The 10,754-nt window shown below is 43.5% G+C and carries 11 protein-coding genes; 5 read left to right on the top strand and 6 right to left on the bottom strand.

The window, feature by feature from the left end:
- Positions 1-108: 108 nt before the first annotated feature.
- From F6K64_RS33540 to F6K64_RS33555, 4 genes are all read left to right on the top strand, one after another.
- Positions 109-1,044: a hypothetical protein gene (locus F6K64_RS33540; protein WP_008180897.1), complete on the top strand. Its 936-nt coding sequence runs from the start codon at positions 109-111 to the stop codon at positions 1,042-1,044.
- A 129-nt stretch (positions 1,045-1,173) separates the two neighbouring features.
- The gene (locus F6K64_RS33545) at positions 1,174-1,599 is read left to right on the top strand and encodes a MurL C-terminal domain-containing protein (protein WP_131826947.1); all 426 of its coding nucleotides are present in this window, start codon (positions 1,174-1,176) and stop codon (positions 1,597-1,599) included.
- A 58-nt stretch (positions 1,600-1,657) separates the two neighbouring features.
- Positions 1,658-2,884, top strand: coding sequence for a SpoIID/LytB domain-containing protein (locus F6K64_RS33550; protein ID WP_287249238.1), 1,227 nt, complete (start codon positions 1,658-1,660; stop codon positions 2,882-2,884).
- A gap of 84 nt (positions 2,885-2,968) precedes the next feature.
- Positions 2,969-4,171, top strand: a complete 1,203-nt coding sequence (locus F6K64_RS33555) for an argininosuccinate synthase (RefSeq protein ID WP_008180902.1) — start codon at positions 2,969-2,971, stop codon at positions 4,169-4,171.
- Between the two features lie 73 nt (positions 4,172-4,244).
- Here F6K64_RS33555 and F6K64_RS33560 read toward each other — a convergent pair whose 3' ends face one another.
- Together F6K64_RS33560 and F6K64_RS33565 are read right to left on the bottom strand one after the other, a co-directional pair.
- On the bottom strand, positions 4,245-4,874 hold the full coding sequence (locus F6K64_RS33560; RefSeq protein WP_287249241.1) for a DedA family protein: 630 nt from the start codon (positions 4,872-4,874) through the stop codon (positions 4,245-4,247).
- Between the two features lie 226 nt (positions 4,875-5,100).
- Complete coding sequence (locus F6K64_RS33565; RefSeq protein WP_044492409.1) at positions 5,101-5,349, bottom strand: Ycf34 family protein; 249 nt, start codon at positions 5,347-5,349, stop codon at positions 5,101-5,103.
- Positions 5,350-5,561: 212 nt separating this feature from the next.
- On the opposite strand from F6K64_RS33565, the gene F6K64_RS33570 reads away from it, so the two are divergent.
- The gene (locus F6K64_RS33570) at positions 5,562-6,839 is read left to right on the top strand and encodes a tRNA nucleotidyltransferase/poly(A) polymerase-related protein (protein ID WP_008180908.1); all 1,278 of its coding nucleotides are present in this window, start codon (positions 5,562-5,564) and stop codon (positions 6,837-6,839) included.
- 142 nt (positions 6,840-6,981) lie between these two features.
- On the opposite strand, the gene F6K64_RS33575 is transcribed toward F6K64_RS33570, so the two are convergent.
- The 4 genes from F6K64_RS33575 to F6K64_RS33590 all read right to left on the bottom strand — a co-directional run bounded on the left by F6K64_RS33575 (position 6,982) and on the right by F6K64_RS33590 (position 10,668).
- Positions 6,982-8,571: a hypothetical protein gene (locus F6K64_RS33575; RefSeq protein ID WP_287267621.1), complete on the bottom strand. Its 1,590-nt coding sequence runs from the start codon at positions 8,569-8,571 to the stop codon at positions 6,982-6,984.
- A gap of 170 nt (positions 8,572-8,741) precedes the next feature.
- The gene (locus tag F6K64_RS33580; protein ID WP_287249247.1) at positions 8,742-9,092 is read right to left on the bottom strand and encodes a hypothetical protein; all 351 of its coding nucleotides are present in this window, start codon (positions 9,090-9,092) and stop codon (positions 8,742-8,744) included.
- A 20-nt stretch (positions 9,093-9,112) separates the two neighbouring features.
- Positions 9,113-9,811, bottom strand: coding sequence for a CHAT domain-containing protein (locus F6K64_RS33585; protein ID WP_287249249.1), 699 nt, complete (start codon positions 9,809-9,811; stop codon positions 9,113-9,115).
- Between the two features lie 14 nt (positions 9,812-9,825).
- Positions 9,826-10,668 carry a CHAT domain-containing protein gene (locus F6K64_RS33590; protein WP_287267623.1) on the bottom strand — a complete coding sequence of 281 codons (843 nt, stop codon included), beginning with the start codon at positions 10,666-10,668 and terminating at the stop codon, positions 9,826-9,828.
- Between the last annotated feature and the right edge of the window lie 86 nt (positions 10,669-10,754).

Here is a 10,754-nt window from a genome sequence, read left to right on the forward strand (position 1 = left end):
CATCAGGTTGTCAGGAATCGCCCTTTCTCCCCTTCTTTAACACAATAAGGAGGGGATAAGGGTAAGAAGTTAGGCGCTTTCGCCCTTTGACAACATATCGGTTAAAATATGGCAATTATAAAACTGACTCATCCTAAATCTCTCACTTCCTCATCGAAGTTTGATGTGCATGTTCGTGGCGTGACGTTACACTCACAGCCTGCTACGCTGCATATCGACCTTGAGATTGCGGGGCGGTCATTTTTTTCACACATAACCTATCAATCTATTCCCTCTTGGGATGCCTTATGGGAGCGGTATGATCAGAGCATTGAGCCTGAACTGTTGGGGGCACTTGTGGCATGGGAATGTATGCGATTTTTGGCACTGGGGGGCGAGAAGGTTGTTCTTTGTGAAGGGTTGCAATGCAGTGCGACCGTTCGTGAGTTGTGGACTGATTGCTTTCGTAAACAACTCGGCGAATGGCGCTATCTGAATCAATTGCGCTATCCATCACCGACTTATCCGAAGCTCGTGGTACAAGAACCCATTTCCCAGATTGAGTGTGACGGCTCGACTGCACCTCCACAGGCTCAGTATCCCCGTGCCGAAGTCTCGCCGCCACCACGCAAGAGCAGCTTGTTAACCAATGGTGGCGGTAAGGATACCCTGGCTGGCATGTTGTTACTGAGGGAAGCTGGTGTGCCATTCGACATGTATGAGGGCTATGTGCCAATCGCCAAGAGCAGCATTGCGCTACAGGAAGCCTTGCTTCAGCGGCTGAAAGAAGCGGCAGCCCCGCCAGAAAGCAAGACAATTAAGGTTAAGATTGAAGATAATTTCTTTAGTTGCCCTGATCACGTTTTCGAAGCGATGGGGGTAGAAGCTAAATACAATAAAATTGACTTTATAGTGGGACATACCGCCAATTATATTGGTTACTTTCCTGTCATCCTTTACCATCAATATACCAAAGTATGGTTCAATATCGAACGATCCGCCGATAACAGCATGGCCGACTGGGATGGTAATCCCATTAATCACCAATGGTGCAAAAGTGTTTAATACCAACAAAAGGCCAAGCAGATATTTACACAGATCACGAATTGCCATTGGTTTGAAGGCTTTTTCAGTACGCTTCGCGGACTGTACGACATCTCGATCTATGCCATTGTGGCTCAGCATCCTCAGCTGATGAAAGCGACACATTCTTGCAACTACGGTAAACCTTGGTGCAACCGTTGCCCTAAATGTTGTTTTTGCTACTTGATGATGTGTGCTTATTTTGATGAAGAGTTTGCTCAAGAGGTTGTCGGCTCTCAAATCAGCCTCTTTAAGATCCCAGAGAACAGAACACACTTCGAAAACCTACTCGATCGGGACAAAGTGGCTTGGGAATGTGTGCCTTCCCATGAAGAGTGCCGCTTGGCTGGGTACATGTGCTTGCAAAAAGGGATAGACTATCCCTTTTTGCGAGATTTTGCCCAATTGTCAAAGAAAGAAGCCGATCGACTTTGGAAAACATACACCGAAATTAATTGGGAAGTCGTTCCTAACAAACTTCATTCCGTCCTTTCGGCACGTTTAAGGTCAGCACAACAGTATTCAGAATCCCAATAGCAATGCTAAGTTGTATATTGGAATAGCCGGTGAAGCAAGTGTTTAATTTTACTTACGAATGAAGAAATCAGTGTTGTGGTCAATTGCCCTATTTTCAATTGCCCTATCTGTACCTTTAGTCTTAGCGAAATCTCTGTCACCTGGCTCTGAGTTAGAAACATCTTCCTCAACCTCTTCTGCTCCAAATTCCCCAGATCAAGTTTCCCCTGAATCGGATGGGCTGGCTAACAACGAGGAGACTCCCACATCCGAACTAACCTCTACCGCCACAGATCCAAAACCATCCCAATCTCCTACCCCCAAGGATGAGAATTCTACTGCTTCTAACTCACCACCCTCACCAACCCTAGCCCAAACTAAAGCTACCCAAGCATCAACCGCTAGCAACCAGGGCACGAAACAAGCTACTGCTACTACCAAGGATAAATCCCAGGATAAATCGGATAAATCAGCCAAGACTGAGTCTTCTAATCACAACAACCAGCCGCCCAGCCAGTCTGAAGCGGCTACCAAAAATCAGCAACCAGCAGCAAAGCCATTGAATGATGCTCCGATCCTAGAAATGCGAGTTGCTGTAGCTAATGGTGTTAAGTCTCTGGTAGTGGCTACCTCAACACCGGGTGAGTTGCTGGATGCTAGGGGTCAGCCCCTGGGTAAACTAACCGCCAATCAGGGAAGTAATGTTAAACCATTAGGGGACTATATTCAAATTGGTAACTATAAGACCCCCGCAGGGCTTTGGGTGAAGCCCACAAATGGAGGGTATGTATTAGTAGGAAACCGGTGGTATCGAGGGGATTTGCTATTGATTTCTAAGGGAGATAGCATCTTGGCAGTAAACTACGTTGACCTTGAGCTTTACCTGACTTCGGTGGTGGGAGCGGAAGTGTATCCTAGTTGGCCAATGGCAGCTCTCAAAGCACAAGCCATTGCTGCTCGCTCCTATGCTTTGGTTCATGCGATTCGACCCGCTAGTAAATTCTATGATTTGGGAAACACTCAGCGTTGGCAAGTTTACAAAGGAATCAAATATGAGTGGAACACCACGGCTCAGGCAGTTCAAGAAACTCGCGGCATTTTTCTAAGTTACAAAGGTGGGGTGGTAGAATCCTTGTACGCGGCTTCTGACCATATTGTCAAAAATGTATTTGGTGGTCAGGGTATGAGTCAAACCGGAGCTCGTGACTTGGCTAAGCAGGGTTACACGTATCAAGAAATTTTAGGCAACTATTATCCAGGCACTAGTTTGGCTTGGATTGATACTGTTGAGGCGGATTACGATTAGAGTTTTGTGGCAATTCAGCAACCATATTCTGGAAATATGTGGATAGAATAGATATTTTGTTGTTTTCCACAGGGTGAAACTATCATGAGCCGTGCTGAAAAAGTTGTTCTAGCATATTCCGGTGGCGTAGATACTTCGGTTTGTATCCCTTATCTTAAAGAAGAATGGGGAGTCAAAGAGGTGATCACCCTAGCCGCAAATTTAGGTCAGGGAGATGAATTAGAACCAATCAGACAAAAAGCTTTGGACGCTGGGGCAACAGAATCCTTGGTTGCTGATGCTACCTACAGCTTTGTCAAGGACTATGCGTTTCCAGCAATTCAGGCTAATGCTCTTTATGAAAGTCGCTATCCCCTCTCTACTGCTCTGGCTCGTCCCCTGATTGCTAAATTATTGGTGGAAACTGCTGAAAAATATGGTGCAGATGCGGTAGCTCATGGTTGTACCGGTAAGGGCAATGACCAGGTGCGTTTTGATGTGTCGATTATCGCCCTTAACCCCAACTTGAAAATATTGGCACCAGCTAGGGAGTGGGGGTTCTCTCGTGAAGACTCGATCGCATATGGTGAGCGCTTTGGTATTCCCTCACCAGTCAAAAAGTCTTCCCCCTACAGCATTGACCGTAACCTGCTAGGGCGCAGTATTGAAGCGGGGGTGCTTGAAGATCCGATGGTAGAACCACCAGAGGAAGTTTATGCCATGACAAAAGCGATCGCAAATACGCCAGATGAGCCAGAATATATTGAAATTGGCTTTGAGCGGGGTGTCCCCACTATTCTTAACGGTAATCTCCTTGACCCCGTGACTTTTATTAGTCAACTGAACGAGTTGGCTGGCAATCATGGTGTGGGACGGATTGACATGGTTGAGAACCGGGTAGTCGGTATCAAAAGCCGAGAAATTTACGAAACACCAGCCCTATCGGTGTTGATCCAAGCTCATCGTGACTTGGAAAGTCTGACCTTGACTGCTGATGTTACCCAGTACAAGCGAGGGCTTGAAGACACCTACAGTCAAATGGTCTACAAAGGCTTGTGGTATAGTCCTCTTAAGGAGGCTTTGGATGCTTTCATTCAAAAAACCCAGGAGCGGGTATCCGGTACAGTCAAGGTTAAACTGTTCAAGGGTAATGCCATAATTGTAGGGCGTCAGTCAGAGAATTCTCTCTACACTCCGGAACTGGCTACCTACACCTCGGAAGACCAGTTTGACCACAAGGCGGCTGAAGGTTTCATCTACTTGTGGGGATTACCGACTCGGGTGTGGTCAGCAAAAACCAGGAGTTAGTAATTTTGGGTTACGGTAATTGGCTAAGGTAATCCTTAACTACCAATTACCGATTGCCCTTAGCCAATCTCAATTAATCCCCGATCTCCAATTTCTGTCTACGAGACTCCAACCATTTAGGAACAACAATCGAGCCAATCACCAAGATCAGAGCAACAATCGCAAATTTAGATACCGAAGAGATTAATAGTTCCAGAGGTATCAAGCGTCCGCAAAAGTAGGATAAACTTACCATCACTGATGCCCAGATCGTAGCACCAGCGAAATTGCATAAGAGAAATTTCGGGTAAGGCATCTGAACAATCCCTGCCATTGGACCAGCAAAGATCCGCAGTACTGCCACAAATCGACCAAAAAAAACTGCCTTAGCAGCGTTCTTACGAAATTCGGTTTTAGCCTCTGTCAGTTGTGCTTCTGTGATCCGGACTAAACCCCCAATTCGCACTAGTAATGGCCAACCACCGATTTTCCCAATCCAGTAACCACAGTTATCTCCTAGGACAGCACCAGCGATCGCAGAGCATAGGACTACCCAATAATTGAGTTCGCCGCTACCTGCGAGGAAGCCACCTACCAGGGTAATGGTTTCTCCCGGTATGGGTACCCCAGCGTTTTCCAGGGCAATCCCAAAAAAAACTGCCCAGTAGCCATAGTCGTTAGCTATGTTCTGGACCGTTTCCAACGATAAAAGCTCAAAAGACATCCAGCGTTACAAAAATTAATCCTTTTTAATATCTTGGCTCGATCGTCTCTTTTGTGTCAATTAAAGCAGTATTATAGAAAATACTGGACAAACACAAACAGAAGCAATCCGAGCTTTTATCAAAAGCTTGCTCAGTAAAATTAAAACTTGACTGGCGATTAATCCCATGCTGATATTAGGTGCATAGTGGAGCTTCTCGCCAGAGTAGCTAAAATTCACAAAGATATCAGGTTGGTACCAGCTCACCAGGACGAAGCTTTGCCCACTTCCCAGTTTCCTGCTTAAAGCTATTACACCCCACAACGTCCCATTCCATTTCGATTATATCTTCAGTAGAACGGATATTGACATTGATGGTGGGCTCAACCGCTTCAAAGTTGGGAGATTCCGTCAGGTGAGGTACCTGATGCTGGGTTTCCACAGCATGGTATGTAGTACAGCGGTCTACGTAGTGGCAGTTAATGCAAATACACATTGCTTAAACTCCAATTCCTTTATTTTAGCATAGCTCAAACCAGACATTTCTTGAGTAGCTTATAGGATAAAATAGTTAACTATTAGCTACTTTGTTTGCTACTTTATTTTCCAAAAAATTTCTGTTTCCGATTCCGAAGTTGCGATGTTCTCTATTCGATTTTAGCACATATTGATATATAGTATTCATTCTGAGATTTCAGAAAATGACTAATGACTAATTATCAAACTGCTCTATCACCCCAAAATTGGCCGTTTAACTGGGAGTTACTCCCTTCTGACGCTTGCTTGGTGGGTGGTGCGGTTAGGGATGCTGTGATCAACCGACAGTCGGTAACCCAAGACTTAGACTTTGTTTTACCCACTAAAGCAGTACGGTCAGCCAGCAAGCTAGCAAGACGTTATAAGGCCGGATTTGTGGTGTTGGATGCCCAGCGTCAAATAGCTAGGGTAGTGTTTGGCAACGCAACAGTTGACTTTGCTCAACAGGACGGGGATAGCTTAGAGGCTGACTTACATAGGCGGGATTATACGATTAATGCGATCGCATTTAATCCCCACACCAAGGAATTCATTGATCCATTACAGGGTATCTTGGATTGCCGTAAAGGCATAATCCGGATGGTGTCACCAGAAAACTTACAAAAAGACCCATTACGATTACTGCGGGGTTATCGACAAGCCGCTCAGTTGGGTTTTCAGATTGACCCAGCCACCCAGTCAGTGATTAGAAAGCTAGCACCGTTATTGAGCAAAATCGCAGCAGAACGGGTACGGACAGAATTGGGCTATCTCCTCAAGTCACCTCAGGGTGTACCTTGGCTAAAAGCCGCCTGGGAGGATAATGTGTTACGACCATGGCTGCCTGATGCCACGGCTGAGGGTTTAGAGCACATGGCAGCAGTTGACCAATCCGCTGTGGTACTGGCAGAAACCTGGCCTAAGCTTGGGGTGGAATTGAAATTACAGGTGACTAAGCATTCTTTATCGTTGCTAAATCTGGCTAAGCTAGCAAATTTATTATCATCAATACCAGCAGTTGCTGAACAACAGCTGTTAGCTCTAAAGTACTCTCGTGTTCAGACTCGGATAGTAGTCAGGGCAATCCAACATTTGCCCCAACTGCTGTCTTATACTACTGCCAAGGATATCCCATTACGGGAGCAGTATTTCTTCTTTCTTAACGTTGGAGCTGTCTTTCCTGTGGTAGCGCTTTTGGCAGTTGCCAGGGGTATGGCTGTGGATACTATAGCACCGTTGATTGAGCACTATTTGAATCCCAATGACCAGGTTGCCCATCCGACACCACTAGTTACTGGTAAAGATTTAATCAAATCCCTTAAGTTATCCCCTAGTTCTAAAATTGGTGAGTTACTGACTGAGATTCAAATTGCACGGATTGAGGGCAATATCAATAGTATTAAAGGTGCTCTGGAATTTGCTGCCAAGCTCGACTCAATAAACTGTGGCTCTGAAGATAAAGACAAATAACACATGATATTAAATCCGATTAACTTATTATCATAAGCTATCAGCTATCAGCTATCAGCTTTTTAATAAAATCAGCTGACCGTTGACCCTTCTGTTGAAATCCTCAGCAAAGTTTTTAGTTAGAATTGGAGGCTATCAGCAGTCATTTTGACCGCCGATTGATAATTCGATCCAAAATAAACGCAGCGATCGCACCAACTCCAACACCAATCAAAATATGAAATACCACAAACACTACACTGTAACTCAAGCAAGGGTAGAATCCAGCTTCAGGGCAATCTAAGGATCCCTTCCGGTCTAGTTCGATCAGGATGGCTTCTAGAGGTTGTTTAGCGTCGGTTTGGGAAGAAATACCACTGACCGCTAGGCCAGTACCGACGAAGGTGATCCAAAGTTGTAGTCTTTTCTCCTGTTTCTCAGCTTGTTTGTCTCGGGCTCGATCAGCCTCTTCCTTATCTCTGAGGGCTTTTTCCAAAGCGCGATCGCGTTCTGCTTGTTCAATTTCCACAATACCTCTGATTGAGGAAATCGCTTTGTCTAACAGTGCGGAGCTATGGGCAAAATAGCTTAAGTTTATTTGAATTTGATTTTGATAAGTAGGGCTGATTTTATGCTCAAATACTGACAAAAAGCTTAAATCTTCATCCTTTGGTAATTTTGCTTTAATTTGTTGAAGCTTTTCGGAATAATTGTGAGCATTAATCTTCATTGTCAAGCTATAGCTTTCTAACTGTCTCAGCCAGTCTGAATAGTTCAAGTCTAGCTTCGGCAGTATTCTCAGCTTCTTCTTAAACTCCAACAGGTCATCATCAGATAATGACCTCTGATTATCTTGACTTTGAGTCGTGGCACAGGCTTCTAGCCTGTGATCTATCGTTTCATTGATAATTTGTTTAATGTCTTGATATCCTTGGTAAGCATCACTATACACTTCCCTGCTGATTTGATAAGCTTTAATTACTTTTTGGCGATCAAAAAATAAATCAATAAAGTATTGATAAAACCAGCAAAAATTTTCCTCCGCTCGGGCAGCATAGTTGCCATTGATATCTTCTCCTAAAAATAGCCAAACAAAAATTTTGCCATAGTCTTGAGATTGATCAGGAATGCCATATTCAAAAATCGGACTACCAAATAATTGACCTTCTTGATAAAGCGGTGGACAGTTATCCTGATCGTTTTCCCCAAGAAAATTCTGCACACACTGATCAGCTATCTCTTTCCATACATGGGAATCTTGCTGCTGCTTCTGGGGTAGCCAAGCAGTTAGTAACAGAATTTGTCCTAGGGAACTGTTAATGTTACTGGGAAGAAAGCACTGGTCTGGATTAAAATCCTTGAATACAGTCAGGTCTACGTCTTCAGTTTTCTGATTATTCTCAACTTCAGGAATCCGAATATTTAAACCAAGAGCATAACTATCATAGATCTGGAGTGGACAAGCTTGACCAGTAATTTTTATTCTTTTGCCATGATTGAGAGATAATTTACCCTCCAAAGGTAAGAGAATATTATCCTTGGTGGCTCCTTTTAGTAAAGCAATGCGGGAACCTTCTGCAACGTCTCTCAGGTCTAGCTTCTGTTGAATTTGGAATTTAGCACAAATCTGATCGTACTTGTGCCAAAGTAGTTTGCTGTCATAGTCGGTGTCTGCTTGGGAATCACTACTAGATAGATTCCTAAGATGGAAGGCAAAGAGATGAATATTAGGTGCGTAGATTTTATAAGTCATTGTTTGACATTTTTAGTAGCTATTCAGCTGTCAGCCGTCAGCCGTCAGCCGTCAGCCTTCAGATTATTTTATTCAATAGCTGTTCGCGTAGCGCATTAGCTGATAGCTGATAGCTGATAGCTGATAGCTGATAGCTGATAGCTGATAGCTGATAGCTGATAGCTCAATGCTTACCCTTGTTTTGATTGCTTACTCTTGTCTTGATTAGTTTTAGCTTTAATAATTTCTTGGTTGGTTTGTCGCAGTTCAAATAGGTTTTGAAGAATACTTGCTTCGGAATTAGGCGGAGGCTCGGGTGACTTCTTTAATTCCTGAGTAGTTTGAGCAAATTTGCGTATAGTTTCTGTAACTTTTGTATGGTTTTGGAACCAATTTTTGAGTAAATTAACTAATTCGCCTTCTGTTTGAGTGTCTAAAGCTGCTAAAACTTGGTCTAAGTCTTGCAAGTCTTCAAGTTCAAACTTTTCAGAGTGAGTTTTGAGTACTTGCGGAAAAACTTGGATAATTTTTTTAAATTTCATATTTTTTTTTGTTTACTTAACTAAATATATGATTCTCCAATGGCGCAGTAAGCCGCCCAATAATAAGGAGAATAAAAGGGTTTGTAGTCATTTTTAAATAACTCTATTTCTTCCTCCACTTCTTCCTTAAAGTTATTCTCCAAAGTCAACTGTTTAGTTAACTGTTCAGCCCAATTTCGCAAGTCCTGTACAGTGGCATCCCGCAGCCAGAGTTGGGCTTGATTCAGCGCAACTGCTAAGGACATCTGGTTTAGCAGATTCTGATAAAATTTAATCATCAACAACGCTGTAGAAACCTCCTCTACCTTCCATAGGCTACTAACTACTGCTGGACTTCCGGCAACTAAGAAACCACTGGGTAAACCAATGTATTCATCGCTGGTGTTATCAAAGTCGATTAATCCTGTTTCGCAAGCAGAAAGGGTGACAAGGCGACATTGTGCTAATTTCTGTTGTGATTTAAGGGCAAAGATGGCATCTAAGGTGAGGCATTTGTGTAAGTCAATTACTTCACCGTCATCCAAAACTAGATGTTGTTCTGGATTTAGTTCAGCCGGTGCAGAGTTGAGGTACGCATCTGCCAGGATTAAGGCGGATTTCTGAGGCTGGTTAAGATTAAAGTAACCGTGACAGCTAAAATGGACACAGTGGTAAGTGTTGAGAGGTTTGCTATCTATGGCAGCTTTGGTGGCAGCGTTTTCCACAAGAACCGGGAGCATCCCAATTTGGCACGTTAGCTCTTTTTAGGGGGCTGAAACCCTTGAAATATCGTTGCTTTGGGTAATATTGTTTCCAAAATGGGATGCTCCCCAAGAACCTCTGTATCCGCTGGATTGAAGTAGCTTTTAATCACTTCTACTCCGATGTTAGCGTAACTTAAGTCACCCGTGGGGTTTTGAACGGCAAACAGGTGGGTAAAGTCCGGGCGTTTTCTGGTTTGGACAAGTTGGAGTAATTGGCAACTGGGAGAATAACGAACTCCTTGGGAGAAACGATTAAATAGCAATTTACCTGGATTTTCAGGAAGGGGTAAGGCGTGCAAGGGGAATAGATGTAGATACTGATGGGGGATGAGGATCAGTTGATTGCAGTCTTTGGGTAATTGCTGGAGAATTTTGTTAAAATTCAGAATCTCTGCTAGCTTCTGGAGTCTTGAAGTTAGTGGATTCCTCCAGTCTTGTGGTTGGTCGTAATAATCATCCAGATAAGCAGTTGTCCAATCTATCAAGGCATATAATTGATCAGTAGAAGATGACAAAACTAGAGGCTGTTGGCTGTGGCGAGTAAAAATGAAAGTTAAAAAGCGATCAAAGCTAATATAAAACTCAACAATAGCAGTGTTTTTTTCTAGAGTTTTCCGGAATTGCTCAAAGTTAAAGCTAGAACCGATAGGTAAATATTGGTCTTGTAAATCATTGCGCTGCTGTCGCAACTCTTGGAGATGTTGTGCCAGGGCGGTTGGATTTTCAGCTTTGCCCTGTTGGATTTGATATTGACCTATGGCTATTTCATCCCTGTATTGTTCTAGTTGAGAGCTGGGGGGGCGACGAAAATAGTTATAAAGCAGACAGGACAAGCGATTTAGCTCTCATTCCTCGTAAATAATACTTCCATTTATTACGATTAAGTCTCATTAATTCTCGTACTAAATTAATACACTCA

Source organism: Moorena sp. SIO3A2 (assembly GCF_010672265.1).
In the GTDB taxonomy this organism is placed as follows: Bacteria; Cyanobacteriota; Cyanobacteriia; order Cyanobacteriales; family Coleofasciculaceae; genus Moorena; species Moorena producens.

Coding starts and splice junctions, on each gene's coding strand:
- F6K64_RS33540 (WP_008180897.1), top strand. CDS start 109: ATGGCAATTATAAAACTGACTCATCCTAAATCTCTCACTTCCTCATCG.
- F6K64_RS33545 (WP_131826947.1), top strand. CDS start 1,174: ATGAAAGCGACACATTCTTGCAACTACGGTAAACCTTGGTGCAACCGT.
- F6K64_RS33550 (WP_287249238.1), top strand. CDS start 1,658: ATGAAGAAATCAGTGTTGTGGTCAATTGCCCTATTTTCAATTGCCCTA.
- F6K64_RS33555 (WP_008180902.1), top strand. CDS start 2,969: ATGAGCCGTGCTGAAAAAGTTGTTCTAGCATATTCCGGTGGCGTAGAT.
- F6K64_RS33560 (WP_287249241.1), bottom strand. CDS start 4,874: ATGTCTTTTGAGCTTTTATCGTTGGAAACGGTCCAGAACATAGCTAAC.
- F6K64_RS33565 (WP_044492409.1), bottom strand. CDS start 5,349: ATGTGTATTTGCATTAACTGCCACTACGTAGACCGCTGTACTACATAC.
- F6K64_RS33570 (WP_008180908.1), top strand. CDS start 5,562: ATGACTAATTATCAAACTGCTCTATCACCCCAAAATTGGCCGTTTAAC.
- F6K64_RS33575 (WP_287267621.1), bottom strand. CDS start 8,571: ATGACTTATAAAATCTACGCACCTAATATTCATCTCTTTGCCTTCCAT.
- F6K64_RS33580 (WP_287249247.1), bottom strand. CDS start 9,092: ATGAAATTTAAAAAAATTATCCAAGTTTTTCCGCAAGTACTCAAAACT.
- F6K64_RS33585 (WP_287249249.1), bottom strand. CDS start 9,811: ATGCTCCCGGTTCTTGTGGAAAACGCTGCCACCAAAGCTGCCATAGAT.